The organism is Caloramator sp. Dgby_cultured_2 (assembly GCF_028872215.1).
Taxonomy (GTDB): Bacteria; Bacillota; Clostridia; order Clostridiales; family Caloramatoraceae; genus Caloramator; species Caloramator australicus.
Genome location: NZ_CP118396.1, coordinates 158,061 through 179,696, shown reverse-complemented (window position 1 = coordinate 179,696; position 21,636 = coordinate 158,061). Strand labels below are relative to the sequence as shown.

30 protein-coding genes, 1 tRNA gene, 5 pseudogenes, 1 CRISPR repeat array and 1 other annotated feature are annotated in these 21,636 nt (G+C 33.9%); all 36 genes and pseudogenes read right to left on the bottom strand.

Features of this window, described 5'->3' with window-relative positions; all coding sequences use genetic code 11:
• Window positions 1-176: 176 nt before the first annotated feature.
• The 36 genes and pseudogenes from rplL to PWK10_RS01005 all read right to left on the bottom strand — a co-directional run bounded on the left by rplL (window position 177) and on the right by PWK10_RS01005 (window position 21,635).
• Window positions 177-548 (bottom strand): 50S ribosomal protein L7/L12, encoded by a 372-nt coding sequence (gene rplL / locus PWK10_RS01165; protein ID WP_274767129.1) that lies wholly within the window; start codon window positions 546-548, stop codon window positions 177-179.
• A gap of 30 nt (window positions 549-578) precedes the next feature.
• The gene (rplJ, locus tag PWK10_RS01160; RefSeq protein WP_274767128.1) at window positions 579-1,076 is read right to left on the bottom strand and encodes a 50S ribosomal protein L10; all 498 of its coding nucleotides are present in this window, start codon (window positions 1,074-1,076) and stop codon (window positions 579-581) included.
• A gap of 34 nt (window positions 1,077-1,110) precedes the next feature.
• Window positions 1,111-1,238, bottom strand: a sequence feature (ribosomal protein L10 leader region).
• Window positions 1,239-1,282: 44 nt separating this feature from the next.
• Window positions 1,283-1,978 carry a 50S ribosomal protein L1 gene (gene rplA, locus PWK10_RS01155; protein ID WP_274767127.1) on the bottom strand — a complete coding sequence of 232 codons (696 nt, stop codon included), beginning with the start codon at window positions 1,976-1,978 and terminating at the stop codon, window positions 1,283-1,285.
• 54 nt (window positions 1,979-2,032) lie between these two features.
• Window positions 2,033-2,458, bottom strand: a complete 426-nt coding sequence (gene rplK, locus PWK10_RS01150) for a 50S ribosomal protein L11 (protein WP_008909458.1) — start codon at window positions 2,456-2,458, stop codon at window positions 2,033-2,035.
• Window positions 2,459-2,484: 26 nt separating this feature from the next.
• A complete protein-coding gene (gene nusG / locus PWK10_RS01145; RefSeq protein WP_008909459.1) occupies window positions 2,485-3,006 on the bottom strand; it encodes a transcription termination/antitermination protein NusG in 522 nt (173 codons plus the stop codon).
• Window positions 3,007-3,037: 31 nt separating this feature from the next.
• Entirely contained in the window at window positions 3,038-3,262 is a 225-nt protein-coding gene (gene secE, locus PWK10_RS01140) for a preprotein translocase subunit SecE (RefSeq protein WP_274767126.1), read from the bottom strand.
• 31 nt (window positions 3,263-3,293) lie between these two features.
• A pseudogene (rpmG, locus tag PWK10_RS01135) lies at window positions 3,294-3,442 on the bottom strand (50S ribosomal protein L33).
• Between the two features lie 155 nt (window positions 3,443-3,597).
• Entirely contained in the window at window positions 3,598-4,800 is a 1,203-nt protein-coding gene (gene tuf / locus PWK10_RS01130) for an elongation factor Tu (RefSeq protein WP_274767125.1), read from the bottom strand.
• An 82-nt stretch (window positions 4,801-4,882) separates the two neighbouring features.
• Window positions 4,883-4,958, bottom strand: a tRNA-Thr gene (locus tag PWK10_RS01125).
• A gap of 160 nt (window positions 4,959-5,118) precedes the next feature.
• Window positions 5,119-6,505: pseudogene (locus tag PWK10_RS01120) on the bottom strand (ISLre2 family transposase).
• Between the two features lie 113 nt (window positions 6,506-6,618).
• A pseudogene (sigH, locus tag PWK10_RS01115) lies at window positions 6,619-7,214 on the bottom strand (RNA polymerase sporulation sigma factor SigH).
• A gap of 117 nt (window positions 7,215-7,331) precedes the next feature.
• Window positions 7,332-7,799: an NYN domain-containing protein gene (locus tag PWK10_RS01110; protein WP_274767124.1), complete on the bottom strand. Its 468-nt coding sequence runs from the start codon at window positions 7,797-7,799 to the stop codon at window positions 7,332-7,334.
• Window positions 7,800-7,841: 42 nt separating this feature from the next.
• Entirely contained in the window at window positions 7,842-8,645 is an 804-nt protein-coding gene (rlmB, locus tag PWK10_RS01105; RefSeq protein WP_274767123.1) for a 23S rRNA (guanosine(2251)-2'-O)-methyltransferase RlmB, read from the bottom strand.
• 20 nt (window positions 8,646-8,665) lie between these two features.
• Window positions 8,666-9,129 (bottom strand): annotated as a pseudogene (locus tag PWK10_RS01100) (methylated-DNA--[protein]-cysteine S-methyltransferase).
• A 10-nt stretch (window positions 9,130-9,139) separates the two neighbouring features.
• Window positions 9,140-9,909, bottom strand: a pseudogene (thyX, locus tag PWK10_RS01095) (FAD-dependent thymidylate synthase).
• 10 nt (window positions 9,910-9,919) lie between these two features.
• Entirely contained in the window at window positions 9,920-10,240 is a 321-nt protein-coding gene (locus PWK10_RS01090) for a Mini-ribonuclease 3 (RefSeq protein WP_274767122.1), read from the bottom strand.
• A 174-nt stretch (window positions 10,241-10,414) separates the two neighbouring features.
• Complete coding sequence (locus PWK10_RS19270) at window positions 10,415-10,522, bottom strand: hypothetical protein (protein ID WP_446715319.1); 108 nt, start codon at window positions 10,520-10,522, stop codon at window positions 10,415-10,417.
• Window positions 10,523-10,685: 163 nt separating this feature from the next.
• Entirely contained in the window at window positions 10,686-11,075 is a 390-nt protein-coding gene (locus PWK10_RS01085; RefSeq protein WP_274767121.1) for a DUF1648 domain-containing protein, read from the bottom strand.
• Between the two features lie 443 nt (window positions 11,076-11,518).
• Window positions 11,519-11,647, bottom strand: a complete 129-nt coding sequence (locus PWK10_RS01080) for a hypothetical protein (protein ID WP_274767120.1) — start codon at window positions 11,645-11,647, stop codon at window positions 11,519-11,521.
• Window positions 11,648-11,676: 29 nt separating this feature from the next.
• On the bottom strand, window positions 11,677-11,766 hold the full coding sequence (locus PWK10_RS01075) for a hypothetical protein (RefSeq protein WP_274768057.1): 90 nt from the start codon (window positions 11,764-11,766) through the stop codon (window positions 11,677-11,679).
• Between the two features lie 146 nt (window positions 11,767-11,912).
• Window positions 11,913-12,701: a YhfC family intramembrane metalloprotease gene (locus PWK10_RS01070; RefSeq protein ID WP_274767119.1), complete on the bottom strand. Its 789-nt coding sequence runs from the start codon at window positions 12,699-12,701 to the stop codon at window positions 11,913-11,915.
• Between the two features lie 214 nt (window positions 12,702-12,915).
• A CRISPR array of direct repeats spans window positions 12,916-13,806; the repeat unit is 30 nt; unit sequence GTTTTCCTCCCTTATAGGGACCATATAAAC.
• Between the two features lie 155 nt (window positions 13,807-13,961).
• The gene (gene cas6, locus PWK10_RS18260; RefSeq protein WP_342455673.1) at window positions 13,962-14,231 is read right to left on the bottom strand and encodes a CRISPR-associated endoribonuclease Cas6; all 270 of its coding nucleotides are present in this window, start codon (window positions 14,229-14,231) and stop codon (window positions 13,962-13,964) included.
• Between the two features lie 106 nt (window positions 14,232-14,337).
• Entirely contained in the window at window positions 14,338-14,523 is a 186-nt protein-coding gene (locus tag PWK10_RS19265) for a hypothetical protein (protein ID WP_446715318.1), read from the bottom strand.
• Window positions 14,505-14,717 (bottom strand): hypothetical protein, encoded by a 213-nt coding sequence (locus PWK10_RS01060; RefSeq protein WP_274767118.1) that lies wholly within the window; start codon window positions 14,715-14,717, stop codon window positions 14,505-14,507. Before PWK10_RS01060 ends, PWK10_RS19265 begins: the two co-directional genes overlap by 19 nt.
• A 1-nt stretch (window position 14,718) precedes the next feature.
• Window positions 14,719-15,225: a hypothetical protein gene (locus PWK10_RS01055; protein ID WP_274767117.1), complete on the bottom strand. Its 507-nt coding sequence runs from the start codon at window positions 15,223-15,225 to the stop codon at window positions 14,719-14,721.
• Between the two features lie 86 nt (window positions 15,226-15,311).
• Entirely contained in the window at window positions 15,312-15,605 is a 294-nt protein-coding gene (locus tag PWK10_RS01050) for a hypothetical protein (RefSeq protein WP_274767116.1), read from the bottom strand.
• Window positions 15,602-15,874: a hypothetical protein gene (locus PWK10_RS01045; protein WP_274767115.1), complete on the bottom strand. Its 273-nt coding sequence runs from the start codon at window positions 15,872-15,874 to the stop codon at window positions 15,602-15,604. Before PWK10_RS01045 ends, PWK10_RS01050 begins: the two co-directional genes overlap by 4 nt.
• The gene (locus PWK10_RS01040; protein ID WP_274767114.1) at window positions 15,871-16,722 is read right to left on the bottom strand and encodes a hypothetical protein; all 852 of its coding nucleotides are present in this window, start codon (window positions 16,720-16,722) and stop codon (window positions 15,871-15,873) included. The genes PWK10_RS01045 and PWK10_RS01040 overlap by 4 nt, the downstream gene beginning before the upstream one ends.
• A 10-nt stretch (window positions 16,723-16,732) precedes the next feature.
• Window positions 16,733-17,389 carry a type III-A CRISPR-associated RAMP protein Csm3 gene (csm3, locus tag PWK10_RS01035; RefSeq protein WP_274767113.1) on the bottom strand — a complete coding sequence of 219 codons (657 nt, stop codon included), beginning with the start codon at window positions 17,387-17,389 and terminating at the stop codon, window positions 16,733-16,735.
• Window positions 17,390-17,402: 13 nt separating this feature from the next.
• On the bottom strand, window positions 17,403-17,801 hold the full coding sequence (gene csm2 / locus PWK10_RS01030) for a type III-A CRISPR-associated protein Csm2 (RefSeq protein ID WP_274768056.1): 399 nt from the start codon (window positions 17,799-17,801) through the stop codon (window positions 17,403-17,405).
• A gap of 421 nt (window positions 17,802-18,222) precedes the next feature.
• Window positions 18,223-19,110, bottom strand: coding sequence for a Cas10/Cmr2 second palm domain-containing protein (locus tag PWK10_RS01025; protein ID WP_274767112.1), 888 nt, complete (start codon window positions 19,108-19,110; stop codon window positions 18,223-18,225).
• 169 nt (window positions 19,111-19,279) lie between these two features.
• Window positions 19,280-19,399 (bottom strand): hypothetical protein, encoded by a 120-nt coding sequence (locus PWK10_RS19260; RefSeq protein ID WP_446715317.1) that lies wholly within the window; start codon window positions 19,397-19,399, stop codon window positions 19,280-19,282.
• Between the two features lie 35 nt (window positions 19,400-19,434).
• The gene (locus tag PWK10_RS01020; RefSeq protein WP_274767111.1) at window positions 19,435-20,253 is read right to left on the bottom strand and encodes an HD domain-containing protein; all 819 of its coding nucleotides are present in this window, start codon (window positions 20,251-20,253) and stop codon (window positions 19,435-19,437) included.
• A gap of 102 nt (window positions 20,254-20,355) precedes the next feature.
• Complete coding sequence (locus PWK10_RS01015; protein WP_008909787.1) at window positions 20,356-20,676, bottom strand: putative heavy metal-binding protein; 321 nt, start codon at window positions 20,674-20,676, stop codon at window positions 20,356-20,358.
• Between the two features lie 42 nt (window positions 20,677-20,718).
• A complete protein-coding gene (locus PWK10_RS01010; RefSeq protein WP_274767110.1) occupies window positions 20,719-21,399 on the bottom strand; it encodes a HesA/MoeB/ThiF family protein in 681 nt (226 codons plus the stop codon).
• A 14-nt stretch (window positions 21,400-21,413) separates the two neighbouring features.
• Window positions 21,414-21,635, bottom strand: a complete 222-nt coding sequence (locus tag PWK10_RS01005) for a MoaD/ThiS family protein (RefSeq protein WP_274767109.1) — start codon at window positions 21,633-21,635, stop codon at window positions 21,414-21,416.
• Window position 21,636 lies beyond the last annotated feature (1 nt).

Sequence of the window (21,636 nt, the reverse complement as noted above, 5' to 3'; positions counted from 1 at the left end):
CAATGTATACAAATTATACAAGTCAAATTAGATGTTGCCCAAAAAACAATAATATCCCATTATTCATGCATTTTAATATATTATCATAACATCATTAGGCTGTCAAGGAAATAGTAATAAATTTATACAAAAATATAAAGCGCTGGATTGATCCAGCGCTTATCATTTTAGCTCAATTACTTAATTTCAACTGTTGCTCCAACTTCAGCAAGCTTTGCCTTGATTTGTTCTGCTTCTTCCTTGCTTACGCCTTCCTTTAATGTCTTTGGTGCACCATCTACAAGGTCCTTTGCTTCCTTTAATCCAAGTCCTGTGATTTCTCTTACAACTTTGATAACCTTAACCTTTTCAGCACCTGCATTTGCAAGGATTACATCGAATTCAGTCTTTTCTTCAGCTGCTGGAGCTGCTGCACCTGCTACTGCACCTGCTACTGCAACTGGAGCTGCAGCACTAACACCAAATTCTTCTTCGCATGCCTTTACTAATTCATTTAATTCAAGAACAGCCATATTTTTTATAGCTTGAATAATTTCTTGTATTGTCATTTTACATACACCTCCATAGAATTTTATTAATTATGCATTAGCTTCTTCTTTTTGCTTTCTAATAGCATCAAGCACATAAACAAACTTCGCAACTGGTGATTTGATACTTCCAAGGAATTTTGCAAGTAGAACTTCTCTTGGTGGTATCTTTGAAAGTTCCTTAACCTTAGCAGTATCGAATAGTTGTCCTTGAACGATACCTGCCTTAAGTTCGATTGCCTTGTGGTTTTCTGCAAATTCCGCAAGCAATCTTGCTGGTGCTGTTGGATCATCATAGCTGATTGCAAGAGCAACTGGTCCTTCAAGGTAGCTGTCTAAACCTTCAAAACCAACTTCCTTTGCTGCTCTTAAAGTTAATGTGTTCTTAACTACCTTGTATTCAACGCCAGCTTCCCTCATCTTTCTACGAAGCTCAGTATCCTCTGCAACTGTAATTCCCTTATATGATGTCAAAATAATAGCTTGAGCTCTTTGAAACTTTTCAACTAGCTCTTTTACTTTTGCTTCTTTGATTTCTCTGTTGCCCACTTTGTGCACCTCCTTGCCCTTTATTTGTGAGGCCTTTTGAAATACAAAAGGCCTCTCCGTAGACATAGAGAGGCCTAAATATCCTATCTAAAACCTCGGTAGGTTGGGAAGCCCCGTTACGCCAAAGGCACCTACTGTCTACGGTTTGTTTCCTTATTCAGAACACAACATTTATAGTTTAACATCATTTATCGATGATGTCAATATTATTCTAAAACTTTTACAGGATTTATCTTAATTCCAGGTCCCATCGTGCTTGAAACAACAACGCTCTTTATATATTGTCCCTTTGCTGCAGCTGGTTTTGCCTTTATTATTGCTTCCATTAAAGTATGGAAGTTGTCAGCAAGCTTTTCTACACCAAAGGACTTCTTTCCGATTGGAACGTGGATAATTGCTGTTTTATCAACTCTATATTCAACCTTACCAGCCTTTATTTCAGCAATTGCCTTTGCAACATCAAATGTAACTGTTCCTGATTTTGGGTTTGGCATTAATCCCTTTGGTCCAAGGATCTTACCAAGTCTACCTACTACACCCATCATATCTGGAGTAGCAACAACTACATCATAGTCAAACCAATTTTCCTTTTGAATCTTATCAACAAGTTCTTCTGCACCTACATAATCTGCGCCTGCAGCTTCTGCTTCCTTTGCCTTTTCTCCCTTAGCAAATACAAGCACTCTAACAGCCTTACCAGTTCCGTGTGGTAAAACAACTGCTCCTCTAACTTGTTGATCAGCGTGTCTTGGGTCAACACCAAGTCTTACGTGAACTTCTATTGTTTCATCGAATTTCGCTCTTGCAGTCTTAATAGCAAGATCTAAAGCTTCTTTTGGTGAGTAAAGCGTATTTCTATCTACAAGCTTTGCAGCTTCTAAATAGTTCTTACCTCTTTTCATTTCTATCCCTCCTCGTGGTTTTAACGGTTTTTACCTCCCACGCCTTAGCGTGAATTATTCTACGATTTCAATACCCATACTTCTTGCTGTTCCTTTAATCATGCTAATAGCTGCTTCTAATGATGCTGCATTTAAGTCAGGCATCTTAAGTTCAGCTATTTCTCTAACCTTAGCCATAGTTACCTTTCCAACCTTTTGCTTGTTTGGAACAGGTGAACCGCTTTCAATTCCAGCAGCCTTCTTTAACAATACTGATGCTGGTGGTGTCTTTAATACGAAGCTAAATGATCTATCAGCATAGATTGTGCACACAACAGGTATAATAAGACCTGCTTGCTTTTCTGTCTTTGCATTGAATTCTTTACAGAATTGCATGATATTTATACCATATGGACCGAAAGCTGGACCAACTGGTGGAGCTGGCGTAGCTTTTCCTGCTGGCAATTGAAGTTTAACAATACCTACTACTTTCTTTGCCATGTTCTAGCACCTCCTTAGAATGAACATTATAGTATTTTTTCAACCTGGTTGAAATCAAGTTCGACAGGAGTTTCCCTTCCGAACATGTTAACCAGAGCTTTAATCTTTTTCTTTTCCATGTTAATTTCTTGAACCTGAGCAATAAAGTTTACTAGCGGACCTTTAACTATCTTTACATTTTCTCCAACTTCAATATCGATATCAACAATTGGCTCAACTATACCCATTGCTTCAACCTCTTCATCGGTCAAAGGAACTGGTTTAGAGCCTGGTCCGACAAAACCTGTAACACCTCTTGTGTTTCTTACTACATACCAAGAGTCGTCAGTCATAATCATTTTAACTAAGACATATCCTGGATATTTTTTTCTTTGAACAACCTTGGTTTTGCCATTTTTTTCTTCTATAACTTCCTCCATAGGAATCTGAACATCAAGTATAAGATGATGAAGATTCCTATTATCTATGGTTTTCTCAAGGTTAGCCTTTACTTTGTTTTCATATCCAGAATATGTGTGAACTACATACCACTTTGCTTTGTCCGCCATACTCTAAGGGACCAGAGGGTCCCTCCCTCCTTTATCTAATATATTCTAATATCTTTCTAAGCAAAGTCCCGAATACTGAATCCATTATCCAAATCATAAGTGTAAATATTGCTAGGGTGCCTAATACTATTCCTGTCGTATTTACAACTTCTTTTCTTTCTGGCCAAGTAATCTTCTTAAACTCAGCCCTTAACTCTCTAAAATACTTCATTACTTTATTTTCCCCAACTTTATTAACTTTAACCTCTGCAGACATAAATTTCACACCCTTGTTTAAATTTACTTTATTATTTTGTTTCTTTATGAACTGTATGCTTTCTGCAGAATCTGCAATACTTTCTGAACTCTAATCTGTCTGGGTCGTTCTTTTATTTTTTGTTGTATGGTAATTTCTTTGTTTGCATTCTTGGCATGCAAGTGTAACTTTTACCCTCACTGCTTACACCTCCTAATTTCGACGGAATGCTGCAACTAAATTGCACACTTCTTTTTACATTATCATAAATGCAATTCCCTGTCAATATCATTACAAATAAAAGCGGAAGTCGCCATCGAAAGGGTGACTTCCGACCTTCGACCTCCGACTAATTATTATTCAAAAATCTTAGCAACAACGCCAGCGCCTACTGTTCTTCCACCTTCTCTGATGGCAAATCTTAATCCTTCTTCCATCGCGATTGGTGTTATAAGTTCAACTTCCATGTTGATGTGGTCGCCTGGCATGCACATTTCTACTCCTTCTGGTAACTTGATTGTTCCTGTTACGTCTGTTGTTCTGAAGTAGAATTGTGGTCTGTATCCGTTGAAGAATGGAGTATGTCTTCCTCCTTCTTCCTTCTTTAATACGTATACTTGACCTTCAAACTTCTTGTGTGGGTTTACTGAACCTGGCTTCGCAAGAACTTGACCTCTTTCTATTTCGTCTCTGTTTACTCCTCTTAATAGCGCTCCTATGTTGTCTCCTGCTTCTGCCATGTCAAGAACCTTTCTGAACATTTCTACCCCTGTTACTACTGTCTTCTTCTTTTCATCTGTTAATCCTACGATTTCTACTTCGTCTCCTACCTTCAATACTCCTCTTTCTACTCTTCCTGTCGCAACTGTTCCTCTTCCTGTGATTGTAAATACGTCTTCTACTGGCATTAAGAATGGCTTATCCTTATCTCTTTGTGGTGTTGGAATGTAGCTGTCTACTGTATCCATTAGCTTAAGTATCTTTCCGCACCATTCGCAGTCTCTGCTTCCGCATCCGCATTCAAGTGCCTTTAATGCTGATCCTACTACGATTGGTGTGTCGTCTCCTGGGAATTCGTATTGATTTAATAGGTCTCTAATTTCCATTTCAACAAGGTCGATAAGTTCTGGGTCGTCTACCATGTCTGCCTTGTTTAGGAATACTACAATGTATGGAACGCCTACCTGTCTCGCAAGTAGTATGTGTTCTCTTGTCTGTGGCATTGGACCGTCTGCTGCACTTACAACTAAGATCGCTCCGTCCATTTGCGCTGCACCTGTAATCATGTTCTTTACGTAGTCAGCGTGACCTGGACAGTCAACGTGTGCATAGTGTCTTGTTTCTGTTTCGTATTCAACGTGTGCTGTGTTGATTGTTATTCCTCTTTCCTTTTCTTCTGGTGCCTTATCTATTTCGTCGTATCTTGTTGCTTGTGCTCTTCCATACTTTGATAATACAAATGTTATCGCTGCTGTTAATGTTGTCTTACCATGGTCAACGTGTCCTATTGTCCCTATGTTTACGTGTGGCTTGGTTCTCTCAAAATGCGCCTTTGCCATTTTTCAATCCTCCTTTTCCTATGTTGTAACTTTTTAACGGCTATTAACCGTTGAAAACTTATCCTGGTGTATCATAATACCCTGGAGCCCATGATCGGGATTGAACCGACGACCTCCACCTTACCAAGGTGACGCTCTGCCTACTGAGCTACATGGGCAAAAAGGGTAATTAAAATACTACCGATTATTTATTTTACACCGAAGAAAAAAGATGTCAATATATTAATTTATCTTGATAGTGTCAAGATATTGTAGGTTAATTTTTTATAGACAACCCCTAAAATGTTTAAAATCAAGACTTTCGTAAACTTTTAAACTTTAAATTATATTTTCATATTTAATTGATTTTAATATCTTATACATCGGTGTTACTTTTCCAATGTTTAATATTGTTATATTATTTATTCCTTCTCGTGAAGAATTATTTATTCTTTTAATTGTTTCTTTTATCTTCTTTTATTTAATCTAAATGTTTCAACATCTTCCTTGTATATACTTATTTCCCTTAAATTACCTCCATTCCTGCTAAATACCCTTAGCTTTGCCATTATCTTTAATCCCTCTTTACTCCATCCTAATGGCCTACTGCTTAATCTCGCTGATAATACATGGCTTATATGCCCTTCTGCACTGCATCCTATTACATCCTCGTCCTCTTTATATATTACTATCCCTTCCCAGTTATTTAATATATATCTCCTTGCTTCTTTTGCTCTCTCCTTTTCTGTCTTAGTTTCTGCTATATTTATTAACTCCTTAAATATCTCCCTTAAAACCTTCTTATCCCCTTCATTTATCGCTCCCCATATCTTTTGCCTATATTCTTCTCGCTTTGCTGTCCCTCTTATTATGTATTTGTTCAAATGATATCTATCTAATACAAATTTCGCTTTCGGAATCCATTCCATTCCTTCCTTTATCCATCTTGCTCCATCTCCTGCTATGTATATCTTTTCTATGCTCTCTATTTCATAATTGTCATACACATAATTCGCTACATCTATCCATATTTCTTCAGCTTCTACACCAACGTATGCTTTGTAATATACATTCTTTAATTCGTTTCTCCCATTTTTGCTTTGCCTTCCTTCATGTATATATACAAGCCTTGGCATCTCCTTCTTCCCATCCTGCAATGCCACATGATCCTCATCTGCTTCTATGTATAGCACCCTTACTTTCCTCTTTTCTTTTACTTCCCTTTTACTTCTACTTCTCCTACCTGTCTTATTGCATTAAATACTGTCTGTCTACTTAGTTTCTCCGGACATGTTATTTTACTACTCTCCTCATAGGACATATTAATTGCGTTCTCCACCAGCTTTATCTTTACTTCTTTATCTACCTTCTCATGTTTGCTTATCCCTATAATTTCATCAAGTAAATATCTATATTCCCCATTCTTCTTAGATTTGTAATACGTTCTTGCATATTCTATTTCGCCTAGCATTGTTACAATCTTTTTCTTGTCTTTCCTTTCTACTACCCATCCCTTTTTCCTTTTTTCATCTTCTTTAATCGTTTTATCTAATTCTTCTAAAAAGTCCTTTATTATGTTTGCTCCTAATTCATCAGTCATTTTTTTAACTACATCAACAAGTTTTGTTAGATCCCATTCTTTTGATATAGTTTCTTCAACATTTTTTATTAATTTAGTAGTGAAATTTATTAAATGTTGTTGTATAATATTATTCAAAAGAGACACCCCTTATTGGTTTGTGTGTTTTTTCACTTTTATTTTATCACAGGGGTTGTCTCTTTTAAATTTTTTGTCTTTTTTCGTCCTACAATAATTTTACACTATGATTTATCTTAATTTCATTCCTTTTCTGTTAATAATTTTTCAAGTTTTCTTTTTACCCTTTGCAGTGCATTATCGATGGATTTTGCATGTCTATCTAAGTCACATGCTATTTCTTGATATGATTTTCCCTTTAAATAGCATTTTAATACTTCTATTTCAAGATCACTTAAGGATTCCCTCATCTTCTTCTCAATCTTTTTCTTTCTTCCTTGCTTATTATAACTTCTTCAGGGTCTGATATATGTAAACTCGATAAAACATCTATTAAAGTCCTTTCAGATTCTTCATCAAAAACCGGCTTATTTAGAGACAAATAGCAGTTTAAGGGAACATGCTTTTGCCTTGTAGCAGCTTTAATTGCTGTAATGATTTGCCTTGTAACACAAAGCTCTGCAAAAGCTCTAAAGGAGGATAACTTGTCGTTTTTATAATCCCTAATGGCCTTAAATAGGCCTATCATACCTTCTTGAAATATATCCTCTTTATCTGCTCCAATTAAAAAATAGGACTTTGTTTTAGCCTTTACGTAATTTATGTATTTGTTTATTAAATATTCTTCGGCACTTTTATTGCCTTCCTGAGCCATAGCAACTATTTCTTCATCCAGCATGTTCTCAAAATCAAAAGCTCTTACTGTTGCCCCCTTGACGTTTGCAATTGTATCCCCCAGACCTTTCTTTTGCGTTAAGTAAATTATATGCCACAAAACAAGGAAAGTCAAGAAAAATCAAAGGTTTCGACGCATTTTTTCAAGTTTCTCTAAAATATCTTTATCTATAAAATCCTCTAATGTCGATTTTTGTTCTTTAAACGGAAGTTTTGCCCTTTCTTTTATAGTGGTCTTTATATTTTGAATTTCAAGCAAAAACTCCTTTGGGGTTATTCTTATTCCACCCATCTGCAGCGTTATTCGTTGTTCTAGATAATCGGATGTTACAACAGCAACCGCTCCCATCTTTACAAGCTGTGGGACAGTTCTTTCTATAAAACAATCGGCAGTTTCTCCTTCTTTAGTATAAACAACATTTATTTTCCCAACCCTTTCATGCTTTTCAACACTTCCTGGAACAAGATGGGCATCAAAAACAACATAAATGCTGCATCCTTTAAATGCAGCATACTCCTGTAACATTTCAACAAGTTTATCCCTTGCATCTTCAAGGTTTTCATCCTTAAGTTTTTTAAAAAATCCCACTGATTTATAACATTATACCCGTCTATTAAAATATGCCTTATCCTACTCACCTTTTATGCCCCTTTGTTTCCTAACTTCATACATTATAACCCCTGCTGCCACCGAAGCATTTAAGGAGCTTATTTCACCAAACATCGGTATTTTAACAACAAAATCACAGTTTTCCTTTACAAGCCTTGAAACTCCCCTTCCTTCGCTTCCAATTACAACAGCAAGTGGTCCCCTTAAATCTTTATTATAGCAAATCTCCCCATCCATATCCAGCGCTGCAACCCAAATCCCACTTTCCTTAAGTTCCTTTATAACCTGATTTAAGTTTGTAACCTTTGCTATTTTAGTATATTCGATAGCTCCGGCTGAAGCCTTTGCAACCGTTGCAGTAACAAGAGCGCTTCTTCTTTTGGGGATTATAACGCCATGAGCCCCAAATATGTTTGCTGATCTTATGATTGATCCTAGATTGTGTGGATCCTCAATTTCATCAAGGATTATAATAAAAGGATCTTCTCCCTTTTCCCTTGCAAGATTTAGAATATCTTCTAAGTCATAATATTTATACTCGCCAACTACTGCTATGACACCTTGATGGGCCTTTGTGGTTGACATGTCATCAAGCCTTTTCCTTTCAACCTCATTAACAACAATGCCCCTTTCCCTTGCAAGGGAGATTATCATCTTTATAGATCCTTCAAGGTCTCCCTTAGATACATAAAGCTTTTCTATAGTTCTTCCTGATCTTATGGCTTCAATTACAGGATTTCTGCCTTCAATAATATTTTCTCTTTCTACTGTCTCCCTTTCGCTTTTTATTTCTTTTCCTTTATTTTTCTTATCAAACTTTTTCATATAAACTCACCTCTAATTTATTATACCCTAAAGGAACTTTTTTCATGTTCTATTAGCCATTTTTTCTCCAAAGTCCACCTGCATATCCCGTAAGTTTCCCGTCTGATCCGATTACCCTGTGACAGGGAACTATTATTCCGACGGGATTTTTGCTGTTGGCAAGGCCTACAGCTCTAAAGGCCTTAGGGCTTCCAACTCTTAGTGCCTGCTCCTTATAGGAAATAGTTTCACCATAGGGTATTTTCCTTAGCTCTTCCCAAGCTTTTCTTTGAAACTCCGTCCCCTCAAGATGAACCTTTACTGAAAATTCTCTTCTCTTTCCATTGAAATATTCATGGAGTTCTTTAATGCACTGCGTTAAAATCTCTGGAATATGTTCAACTTCTTCTTCCTTTTCAACAAAGTCAAGGGAAATTATATAATCATCCCTTGACTTTATCTCTATAATTCCAATTGGAGATTTATAATAAGCTTTGTAAATCATCATCCCACCCCTAAAGGTTTAAATATCTTTCCCTAACTTCCATCATCTTACCGCAGCTCATGCTTCCCTCATGGCATTTATCGTAAACGCAGCTTGGCCCTGCAAATTTAAAGATTGTCGGTGCAACCTCCCTAACCTTTTTCAACATCTCATCAGCAAGATTATGTATTTCCCATTGGGCCCTGTTGCAGCATCTATGTCTGAAAAAGTTTAAAAGGCTTCTCGCATTCATTGTAACCACTATCTTAGTTTCACAGGCATTAGGGAAGACATATCTTGCATCCTCAATCGCCATTTTTTCAGAAAGCCTTTTAGCCTCCTTCTCATTTTTACCTTCTGATATTAGCTTTTCATAATGCTTCTTTGAAAGGATATCGACAAGCTCATTATATACCCTTTGATCCTCCTCCATCGCCTTTATAAAAAGCTCTTTTGCCCTTTCATCCTCTTCAATCGATGGAGGAACTATGTATTCAAACTGATCAAGCTTAACATACCTTTGGCTTTGCTGCGAATAGCTTGCTATTCTGTGCCTTACAAGCTGATGGGTAAGGGAGCGGGATACCCCTCTATTGCAAAGGTAAAGCTAACATGCTCAACAGGTGATTCATGCCCTAAATCTAAAAGCATATTTAAAAACTTTTCAATGTTTTCCTTATCTAAATTTTCTCCTATTTCACTTATTCCAACCCTGCTATAGCAAAGCTTTGCAGCAGATGCCACTATCTTTTCAGCCTCTAGAGTATATGCAATAAGTTCAACCTTTAAATTTGCCCCCATCTTAATCACCTCATATTAAATTGATATTTTCGAAAATTATTTTAAAAAGCTCATCTATGCGTTCACTTCTTTTGTTAAGATACAAATACCCAAACAAAGCTTCAAGGGCAGTTGCCCTTCTATAATCCATCACATTGGCATTTTTAGGAACATGATAGCTCTTTGCATTTCTTCCCCTTCGAACTATTTCTATTTCCTCCTCAGTAAGATAATTAAGGAGTATTTCTAAAAACTTTGATTGGTTTGCTGCCTTTACAAATTTAACAGATTCAACATGGATATCATGGGGCTTTTTAACCCCTTGGGAAATCAAATATGTTCTGACATACATCTCATAAACTGCATCCCCAACATAAGCCCATATCAAAGGATTTAAAAGATTAACATTTTTTCTTTATCTATAAGCTCCGATAATAAGGAAAAATCCATTCTCTCAACCTTCCTAAATAAATTTTACCCTTATTATATCATTCACAAAAAATTAAGGCAAATAAAAATGCTTCCTCTATAAAGGAAGCCAAAGAATAAAGATTGCAGAAGAAAATAAGGTTACAAGAATTAATATTGCGATTATCTTACCTACCGGATGAGCATAATTGAAATCCCAACCTATTCCAATTCTTTTTCAACAAAGAGGGATGGATCATCGGGGTTATAGTAAAACAGCCCCATCTTCCAAAACTCATCATCATCCCTTTCAATTATTTCACCATCAAGATTATTTTTTAGTGGGTGTTTTATGAGGTTATAAATTTTTATAGCAAAAAGGACTATAACTAAAAAGTTAATAGTGTTAAGGCTACTATAAGGCTAGTCATTAAATTAAGATTTAAAATAAGGAGCATATTAAGGTTTGTCAAAACAAATATAAACTGCTGGACAATAGCTAAAATTATTATAAGCTTTGCTGATATAATCTTTATTAGCTCATTGGTTTCCTGTGACTTTTCGGGATTTATCGGGCTTATGGAAAGCTTTCCCTTTAGAATTAATCTATAAATTAAATATAAAAGGGCAAATAATCCTACTTGAACTAAGAATATGGGGATAAAATGTGAAAAAGACTTATCTCCCCATCTATTAACTTGACCGTTTATGTCATAATGCAAGGGAAGCTTATCCGGAAGATAAGGAAACCTTAAAATCGTAATAACTATATTAAACACAATCAAAATTGCAGGAATAACAAACCAAAGCTTAGATGGATAATTTTTAATATCCTCTCTTCTTTTTAAACTTACAGTTACAACCTGTGTTTTACCCTCAAACCAATTGCTTTTCTTTTTATTGATAAAACCTTCTTATAAATTTTATAATAATTCAAAAACATAGCAGCAGGTATCAAGTAGGTATATAGTAAAACAGATTTTATTATAGCATTCATGCCGGCAAAGAAAAATATCAAGATTAATGCGATGCTTGGGATTAGCATTGATATTGCATAATTTCTTTTATACTCCCTTTCCAATTCCTTAAATTCCTTAAGTTCCTTAAACCCATAGGGAATTCTAACGCCAAAAATATTCCTTCCCGTGTAAATTTAGAAAAATATAATGCAAAGAAATTTAAGAGAAGAATATCTGGAATCATTATAAGCAAAAATAATGTCTTACTCATTTTTACTTCCCCCAAATTCATCTAAAATACCCTCAACCAGTTTTAAAAACGTTTCCTTGTCAATCCCCTTAACAAATGCCTCTGCAATAATCGGTCTTAGCTCCTCCTTTAAATTTTCCATAAAAATCTCATTAAAACCCTCTACAGATATTACTGCACCGTATTTTTGTTTATAGTTATAAACCCCAAGTCCTTTAAAAGGTTATAGGCTTTATTTATGGTATGCATGTTTACACCAATATCCTCAGCAAGCTGCCTTATCGGGGGTAAGCTATCACCTTCCTTCAGCTCCCCCGTGCTATTCCTTCTATTATTGCATTTTTAATTTGAAGATATATAGGAACATCCGATGTCAAATCTATTTTAACAAACATCCTCCCACTTCCTTATAATTCAACTTCATTAGTTCCTTTATCCATATCCTTCATCCTTATTATAAAATACAGTGAAGCAAGTGCAATTAAAAATGTTACTCCCTCTAAAATAAACACATTAACACCCTGCATTGCCATATAGGCAATAGGAGTATCTATTAGCATATGAAGCAGTATGGCAATTAACAGATAAAGTAAATTTTTATTCCTAACAGCAAGGAGGACTATGAGGGATAGTGCTATTTGAATGGTTATGGCAAAAGCCCTTTCAAGTCCTGCAAGAAGAAAATTATAGGCTGGAGTTGAAACAAGCATCCTAACAATTTCACTTATCATATCATTTGAAATCTTCCCGGCAAAAACTTGGTTTATTAATCCCTTATTTAACAAAAGGGCAAAGATGATATAATTTATATAATTAAGCCCAACTAATAGAACAGCCTCAATACCACCATGTCCAACTCCAAAGGCAAGACCGTTTCCGTAATTTAGCCTGTCTTTTAATAAAAACCTAAAACCTAAGAACCTTCCAACCTCTTCAAATATCCCTGCTGTAAGGCCTAAAAATATAGCAAGCAGAAGGTGATTTTTGCCATTGCAATATACCAATCCTGCTTTGAAAAGGCCTGTAGCAGAGGAATCCTTAAAACCATTTGAAAAATGAAAAACACAAGGCCACCCACTAATATAGCCTTTACTGTTCCCCAAACTTTTTACAAAAACAATTCCAAGAACAATAGGCAGTCCAAATGCAATTAAAGCCGTTATAACCATAAAAATAATTTTTGTCATCGACACCATAAAAACCCTCCTATTATATTTGTTATATATATTATATAACAAATATAAACATTATGCAATAAAAAACCTAAGGATAAGCCTTAGGCTCTTCTCCCTTATAGGGGCAATATAAACTTAGGAAGATGTATTATTTTTAAATTGGGGAAAAATAAATTCCTCCCTCAAAGGGGATATATAAACACTAAGGATTATAACATATTTTTATTATACTTTAAATCCTCTCCCTTATAGGGACCATATAAACGAGTTGAAGATTGAGTAAAATTACCAACATATAAAATTTTCCTCCCTTATAGGGACCATATAAACCTGTATTATTATAACTCAATTCCAAACATGTTGGCAAGTTTTCCTCCCTTATAGGGACCATATTAACGCAATGGTGCTATTCGACCAAGTGGTGCAAGTTAGTTTTCCTCCCTTATAGGGACCATATAAACTGATTGGTTAATTTGGACACGAAAGTCAAGTCCTCGGTTTTCCTCCCTTATAGGGACCATATAAACGGGTTTGCCTCCTTACCTCACCAGTTGAGGCTGCTACTGCTTTTCCTCCCTTATAGGGACCATATAAACACAGACGATAACAGACTCTTGGTAAATAATGACACAGTTTTCCTCCCTTATAGGGACCATATAAACATGGATTTAGACTTTTTAAAGGCTTACGTAAAAGAGTTTTCCTCCCTTATAGGGACCATATAAACTAATTGATAATGCTTTAAGAGAATTTGGAAGAGAAGACTGTTTTCCTCCCTTATAGGGACCATATAAACAAATATAGGTGTTTCAGAAAAAACGGAAAACTCATAGTTTTCCTCCCTTATAGGGACCATATAAACTCAATCAGTTGATATGGGTTTATATTCAAGTTTAATGTTTTCCTCCCTTATAGGGACCATATAAACGTAACTTCTGGAGTTTCAATTTTAGCTTTTAGTTTGTTTTCCTCCCTTATAGGGACCATATAAACTCTATATTTGTATGTGATGTGAATGGAATTCATACTTGTTTTCCTCCCTTATAGGGACCATATAAACGAACTATAGTTGGAGATGATTTGTATATTGTATTTAGTTTTCCTCCCTTATAGGGACCATATAAACCCGTTCGAGTTTTGAAAAATCTAGGTTTGTGAATTTATGTAATTGTAAAAAATTTGTTAACAAAATTCACAAACCTTTGAATTTACTAGATTTGTTTTGTCGTCGATCCCCGGCATTTTTGCAGGATTGGAGGTCGACGACAAAATTCAAAATTGCTATAGAACCTTGATGTAATTATCAAATTTGTTTATTTCGTCGATTTTTTCGATACAACCAAATCCCTGGGAGTTTTTATTCCCTATTCCACAACTATAGGCAATATCTAATATATCCTTTTCCCCTTTTAAAACGAATCCAGCTAAATAGCCTTCTATAGGAAATTTCTTATAAAAATCCACCACTTTTTTTGTCCTATTTTTATCCAATATCTCTATTGAAAGCTCATTATCATATTTCCTATTGTAATAAGCAAAATATTTTTTAATAAATTTTCCTTTATTTTTTCGATAAAAATCTCATCATGGATTTTATAAAAATCATCCATTTTATCCTCAGAATATTTTTTAACAACTACAGGGGATATCGTTAAAGCTACAAGTTTATTAAATTTTGTATCCTTTCTTGCATAAACCTCCTCAACATTAAGTTCTCCCTCATGAAAGGCAAATTTTTTCTCTTTAAAAGTCCCCTTATAATGGAAAATATAAACCTTTCATCTATCGTTGCAATTGTAAGGTTTACTTGTCCCTTTTTAATAATTATTTTATCCTTTTTAATATCCTTATTTTCAACAACAAGTTTTGAAAAGGTAAATAGTTTAAAACGCCTGTTATCATATTCAAAACCTTTATCATGTAAAAACTGCTATAATCAAAATCTAAGAGATCATAAATATTCTTTTGAATCATATGATTATAATGTAGCGGTAAAACCAAATCTTTATTGGCATAAAAAATTATCCTTAACCTCATCCTATTCTAACTCCCATCTAATTTTAACCCATCCTGTAGGAATTTTAGTATCTTCTACAACATTAATAGTATAAGGTAAAAATTCGTCGTTGTTTAAATTAATCTTATCTAAAGCCATCAAACTCTTTGATAATATTCCAGAATAACCCAGCTTAAATACAAATTGATTTTCCTTATTATTTTCCTGACTTAGTGTGTTGTAGAAACTATCTAATTTATCCCCTACTATTTGTCTCATTATCCTTTTTTCTGCTTCAATTATGCTGTCACTTAACTTCTTAAGGCCAATAAAACATTCCTCCACAGGATTTATAGCTTCCTTTGATCTGCTCAAACATGAAAAAGCAGTGAGTAAGGTGTTTTTATTATCATTATACTTGTATTTTATTTCACCCATAAACTTCGCCCCAATTTGAGGAGTTTCAAAATATTGAGGAATACCGCTATTTTTTTCTTTTTTGCTGCTTTTTCTTTTCCTGTTTACCCTGCTTATCTTTTCGATTATCATATCTCCTTCATAAAGTTTTAAATCAGAGCAAACTATGTTTTTAAATATTAAATTTACTATAACATCATCCTTAAAATTGCCTATGTTTATGTCGTATTCTTCTTTTTGAAGGTAGCTAATAAAACACTTTTAGACGAATGCTCTATATTATTTATATTAAGTTTTCTTAAAATCAGTTTTTTCATCTTGTTTCTTTCAAAGGTGTATCTAATATCTGCATCTCTAAAGGTTATAAAGCCCGTTCTTAAAATTCCCTTTATCGTCGAGCCAAAAATAGTTGGAATCTCTCTTATTCCATTTTCTTCTAATATAACCGACTTAGAAAATCTATAAAGATCTATCTTATTGTCAAGACTTTTAGAAAGTTTTGCTGACTTCAAAAATTTTTTGCTTCTTCTTTTTCGATTATATTTTTCATCAAAGCTTCATATTCCTCATCCAAATCCTCGTATTTAAGCATTCCAAGCCTTAAAAGGTTCATTATATCGTTTTCAGTAACAAAGTATACCCTGTCATCTGCAATAAAATATTCATAACTATGATATTTTATATCGTCGCTACCGCCTAGATTGTCAGCCCCTCCTGTGCAGGTAGGAGATAGTATCTCAACTTCCATTTTATACACGTCAACTGAAGGAGTTATTTTCATCGTCCTTCCTCCGTTTCAATTGTAATTGGGAAAACACAGTTGTATATAAATATGTTTCTGTCTCCATCTTTGTAATTATACAAATAAGGGCCATTAAATTTTAAAACCTCAAGCATTGCCCCCTTTTCAAACAGATGATAAGGTGGCTTTACTAAATTTAAACTTCTACCATCATATCTTGAAATTTCATATCTTAAAAACTTATAATCCCTTAAGACATCATTCGAAACAATAACCGAAGATATGCTATATTTTAATTTGCTCTTGGCAAAAAATTTTTTCTCCATTTCTATGTCCCTTGTAAAAATTTTTTCATTAAATTTATTAAACTTAACTTGTCCTAAACCGATGCTCAAATCATTTCCCAAACCTATCTTTTCAAATATTTTAAAAATTATTTCAAAGATATCCAAAACCTTTTCATTCTCCGTATAGACATAAACAGAATATTCTCCATTAAACCATTTTTCATCCTCATAAAACAAATATCCATCCTCTGCTACTCCTATTTGTCTATCTACCCTTATTCTTAGCCTTGTGCTTTTTTCAAATTTTAAATCATACCTGTTATTTTGCCCTTCCTTCCAAGCCCTAAACTCTTTCCTTTTATCCTTTAAGTTGTTGCTTTTACCCTTAAATGCCACGTCACTGCATTTAATATTTGGAAAATTCCCTTTTAAGAGCATGTCACTGATTAATGTATTGCTTTTTATTATCAAATCAATAAAACTTAAAGCCTTATCTTCATCAAAGATTTCAAATAGAACCCTTGATATATTTCCAAAAATGGTTGAAGAAATTAAATTTATATTAGAACTTTTAAGCTTAAAATCCGCTCTGTATATCATATACTTCACCCTATCCTAATATCCTTTTTACCTCGCCTTGAACATCAAAATACTCAAATTCTGCCTCCTTAAACTCCACCTGACCATAACCCCTACTTCCTGAACTTCCTATGTAGTTGTGTTCAATCAGCTTAAATGCTAATTCTAAAGCCTCTAATATCTCCTTTTCGTCATCGCCTTCAAATATTTTTAAAACTATATTTATTTCAAATTCTGCTCCTGCAGGAACTCTATCAAATGTTCTTGGACTTGATGCAACTCCCTTTACTCTATCTATTGAGTTTTCCTTCTTTATCTCAACTCCAAAGGGTAATACTTCCTTTAAAATTTCTTTGCTTCTTTCGGTTAAAAAGGCATCCCTAACTATTATCCTTGTAAAACTTCTTAACTTCTCCGTTTCCTTATTGTTTGCCTTTCCGAATATTTTGCAGATAATACATTCTCCACAGTCGCAAACCTTTGTTTTCCCCTTTGCAATTTCCAAAGAAGATCTTAAAACTCCCTTTAATGATGAACCCGGAATATATGGGAGTCCAGTAAAGGGATCCTTTATTATGGAATTGTCAACTCCACCAATCCTAATCTCATCATCACCACCTACAATTCTAAGCCCGGTTTTTAATTTCATAATTCTTTTCATATCAATTATCTTAACAAGCTTTGCCATAGCCTTGCCCCTCCTATTTCAAATTACCTAATACGCATTCAAATAAATCCATAAATCCATCAAATTCCTTTTTGGTTTTTATATTATCAACAAAAACAAATATAAATCGTTTTAAAGATGAATATCCTTTATTTTGTTGCTGCACCTTTGGATCATTTTTGTCTTCTATCTTCCTTTCAAGAACATAATTTGCTTTGCTCTTCATGAGTCTAATTTTTGCATAAACTCTGTTAAAGGCTTTATTTTCTGCCTCTGTCTTATTGATGTTATCAATATTATCTGAAAAAAATTTGATAAATTCCTGTTGAAGCCCAAGCTGAATTGTTTTAAAGGAATCATAAATATTTCTTATCGAACTTTGAGATACTTGTAGATTCCTAAGTTCTTTAGCAAAGTCCTCACAAAGCTTTATAACATCTATATCTAAAGTTTGATCCTTTAAAAAACCCCTCTAACCTTTTCTTCTAAATGATTTAAAACGTTATCCACATTCGAATTTATTATATTATTTGTCCTTGGTGGATATTTTTCTTTATTCATCCTCTTCACCCCTTGTTTTTGTTTTTCTTAATGCCAATTCTAAAGTAAAAATCGAATGCTTAGTAAACTTTTCTTCAACGTTTACAATTGAATAAAACAATTTTTCAATTTTTTCTTTTATTTCTCTATCCTTTTCTTTATCCTTAAGTATTTCTTTCTGGAAAACATTTCTGTTTATGTAGTAATTATAAAGTGCTGCCCTCTTGGCTTGAAAAATTGCCCCTTTTTGTTCATTTGCATTATTCTTAACATATCATAAATTAACTTTCTTGAGATGTATTTTCTTAAAACAATTAAGCGCAAATCATCGCTTTTTTATTTACATATTCCAATGCATCGTATCTAAATACAATATCATTTACTATTACGCAATTCTTATATCTTTTAGCCTTTTCCATCATGTCATTTAATTTTTCCACAACCCTGTTAAAGGGTTTGTTGGATTTATGAAAAACAATTGCTGAGGTCAATGTAATCTCTCTATTTTTCCCTTCACTTATATATCTTCCAAATTCCTTCTCAAAAGCTATGACAAAGTTTATAACGTCTTCATATCCTCCTGTTATTAAAAGATCATCCCCTCCGCTGTATAAAAGCAGTATTTTATCCTTTGCATATTTTTCGATAAATCGCCTTGTATAGCTTGTAAAAAGGCTGTCTATAGTGCTTGATAAAAATGACAATCTTGATATAGAGAATGGGTATTTTTCAGTCTTAGCGTTATTCTTAAATTCAAAGGGATAAATCTCATAAAGCAGGAAGTATAAATCATCAACGTCTATTTTAGCCGTTGCAATTATAGTATCGTTGTTGCTTACATTTGCAAAACAATTTAAACTTATATCCGAATTTAAAGCTATATCACATTTCTCTTTGCAATTTTTACAAAATTCCTCTGTCCTCTTAATCCTTAACATTCCTATTTCTTTAACATCAACAATTAATCTTTCATCCCTTGCTAGATCATAGTTAAAAAATAAGGAAAGTCTATTTTCCGAATTAAATCTCTCAGGCATTTTTATATTTCTAATTTCCAAACTATCATAAGGAAATTTTAAATTTAAAATATCAATATCAATCCACTTATTTTCTAAATCACATGCACTACACAAACCTTCCTTATCAGCATTTATATCGCAATTTGGACATACAAAATATTTTTTACTGATGTCTATTTTCAAGGTGTAAAGGCCTCGATTATATTTTTTAAATTTACCTTATAGGCAGCTTGTTTAAAATATTTTTCAAAGGAATATTCCTTAGCATCCTCTCTAACGATTAAGTCTTCTATTTCATATTCAAAATATATTTTATTTTCAAATAGCGTTGATATATCCTCCTGAATTTCATCTAGAACTTTTTTGCACTTTCTTCCTGTGTTTTAGGGATAACTATTAAGAAGCTTCCTCCTCCACTAAATATTATGTTAAATGGATAAAGTTCCAATCTTTTTACTATTTGATATGGAATTATAGTATTTATAAGAGTTATTAAATTGCTTCTTGTTAATATCCTTTTAGGGGCTTTTCTAAGTTTTTGTTTAGATTGTTAAAAATATAGTTTTGAATGTTAAATATCCTTCCATAAACTATTTTGTATTCTTGAACCTTGCTATGTCCATATTTTTCATAATCCATAAATCTACATAAGGCAAAAGCTGCCGTTGTAAAGGTATGGTGATAAAGGGATATATCCCTTATAAGCTCCTTTCCAGAAGATGTTATGTATGAGGTATATTTTTTAAGCAGATAATTTAGTGATATTATAAATTCATCCTTTGATGGTTTTAAATTAACAAGTTCTATAAAATCCCTTTTAAATAGCAAATATTGATTTTTAGCCTCATCCTTGGTTTTATCCCTACCTTCGTATTTATCCGTAAAGGCAAAGGGATAATAGGATTTTGGATAGTTTACTTTGATATCCTTCAAGTTATAATCATCATAAAAAGCCCCATTAACCGCCGACAATATATTTGTTAGCGGTTCATCCTCTATACTTCCTTCCATTTCGCCTTTATATTCCTTTCTTTCAGAGGCTGAATCACTATCTGACTCCTTTAAAATTTTAAGATAAATATTGTTTTTTCCACCTTCCAGCTCTGTTATTTCTTTATCCTTTTCATCATGATGATACCTTACGAGATTTGCAATAAATTCAACTTCTTCGTTATTGAAGATCCCTTTATCTTTAAGATTTTCAGTTACAAATAGGTAAGAGGCATAATGATGGGTTGCATAAGTCTCTCCACTTCTTCTTATTAATTTTCCTATATCATGTAAAAGGGCTGCAACAACTAAACAGGATTTATAATCAATGTTCAAATAAACTCCCCTTTTATATGTTAAATATCCAATTTTTACAATTTAATTTTACTATTAAATCCTTTCATATTCAACTAAAAAGCCTAAGGATAAACCTTAGGCCTATTCAACAACAACTGCAGTTCCAGATGCAGTTACCATAAGCATGCTTCCTGCCTGACCTAAAACCTCATAATCGATGTCTATTCCAACAACAGCATTTGCTCCCATTGCTGCAGCCCTTTCCTTTAGCTCATCAAGGGCTCTTTGCCTTGCATACATCAGCTCTTCTTCATAGGTCCTTGATCTTCCGCCAAGAAAATCAGTAAGCCCTGCCATAAAGTCTTTAACAAAATTAACACCGCTAATAACTTCACCAAATACAATCCCCTTGTATTCAATTATCCTTCTTCCTTCAACTGTTGGAGTTGTAGTTAAAATCATATTAGTCCCGCCTTTCATTTAAAATTTATTTAAAATATATTTTTAATCAAATCTTACTTTATGATACTCTTGGGTATAAGTATCTATATACAAAACTTCTTTTCTTAATAAATCTCCCCTTCCCAAAAGAACCTTTAGGGCTTCGCTAACTTGAATGGAGGCAACTAAAGCTGGTGTAAAGGAAGGATTCCCCAAGTCCTTTTCGATACCCCTTTGGACTTTATTTTTGTATATATAATTCAAGGTTCTATCACCTGGCAATATAGTAGTAACTTGGCCATACCAACCGGCTATTGCTCCATGAATAAGAGGAATATTTAGCTTTTCACATATATCCTGTAGCATGAGTCTTGATTGTATATTATCAAGGGCATCGATAACTAAATTATGTCCTTTAAGAATTTCCTCCGCATTTTTATCATTAAATTCGGCGATTATTGAATCTACAACCACATCTGGATTTACTGTTTCCATTCTTCTTTTTGCCTCAAGGGCCTTATATTGACCTAAATTATTTACATTTGAAAGGATTTGCCTGTTTAGATTGGATTCTTCAAAAGCATCCTTGTCTACAGCTGTAATATGTCCTATCCCTAATCTTCCAAGCATTTCAATAACATATCCGCCTAATCCGCCGCATCCCACAACACAAACTTTAAAACTCCTTAGCCTTTTGTTTTCCTCTTTTGATAGCATATTCATGTTTCTTTCATATCTTCCCATATTTTATCCCTCCATCAACCTCCACCTACAGGAGGAAAAAGAGAAATTGTATCACCATCGTTTAATGGATTATCAATTTTGCCATCCAATCCATTTACTAAATATATTGCTACATCTTCCTCCTTAATGTCAAGTTTATCCAATATATATCTTCCGTTTATTCCTTCAAAATAGTTAAAGATAACTTCCTTTTGTCTTCCTTCTCTAAAGGTAGCAAACAATTTTACTTTTATCAAA

Coding starts and splice junctions, on each gene's coding strand:
- PWK10_RS01060 (WP_274767118.1), bottom strand. CDS start 14,717: ATGAGGTTAAGGATAATTTTTTATGCCAATAAAGATTTGGTTTTACCG.
- nusG (WP_008909459.1), bottom strand. CDS start 3,006: ATGGCGGACAAAGCAAAGTGGTATGTAGTTCACACATATTCTGGATAT.
- PWK10_RS01055 (WP_274767117.1), bottom strand. CDS start 15,225: ATGATAATCGAAAAGATAAGCAGGGTAAACAGGAAAAGAAAAAGCAGC.
- PWK10_RS01090 (WP_274767122.1), bottom strand. CDS start 10,240: ATGTATGTCAGAACATATTTGATTTCCCAAGGGGTTAAAAAGCCCCAT.
- PWK10_RS01015 (WP_008909787.1), bottom strand. CDS start 20,676: ATGATTTTAACTACAACTCCAACAGTTGAAGGAAGAAGGATAATTGAA.
- PWK10_RS01080 (WP_274767120.1), bottom strand. CDS start 11,647: ATGGAAAATTTAAAGGAGGAGCTAAGACCGATTATTGCAGAGGCATTT.
- PWK10_RS01040 (WP_274767114.1), bottom strand. CDS start 16,722: ATGATATACAGAGCGGATTTTAAGCTTAAAAGTTCTAATATAAATTTA.
- tuf (WP_274767125.1), bottom strand. CDS start 4,800: ATGGCAAAGGCGCATTTTGAGAGAACCAAGCCACACGTAAACATAGGG.
- csm3 (WP_274767113.1), bottom strand. CDS start 17,389: ATGGCAAAGCTTGTTAAGATAATTGATATGAAAAGAATTATGAAATTA.
- rplA (WP_274767127.1), bottom strand. CDS start 1,978: ATGAAAAGAGGTAAGAACTATTTAGAAGCTGCAAAGCTTGTAGATAGA.
- PWK10_RS01070 (WP_274767119.1), bottom strand. CDS start 12,701: ATGGTGTCGATGACAAAAATTATTTTTATGGTTATAACGGCTTTAATT.
- rplK (WP_008909458.1), bottom strand. CDS start 2,458: ATGGCAAAGAAAGTAGTAGGTATTGTTAAACTTCAATTGCCAGCAGGA.
- rplL (WP_274767129.1), bottom strand. CDS start 548: ATGACAATACAAGAAATTATTCAAGCTATAAAAAATATGGCTGTTCTT.
- PWK10_RS01010 (WP_274767110.1), bottom strand. CDS start 21,399: ATGGGAAGATATGAAAGAAACATGAATATGCTATCAAAAGAGGAAAAC.
- rlmB (WP_274767123.1), bottom strand. CDS start 8,645: ATGAAAAAGTTTGATAAGAAAAATAAAGGAAAAGAAATAAAAAGCGAA.
- PWK10_RS01045 (WP_274767115.1), bottom strand. CDS start 15,874: ATGAAAATAACTCCTTCAGTTGACGTGTATAAAATGGAAGTTGAGATA.
- secE (WP_274767126.1), bottom strand. CDS start 3,262: ATGTCTGCAGAGGTTAAAGTTAATAAAGTTGGGGAAAATAAAGTAATG.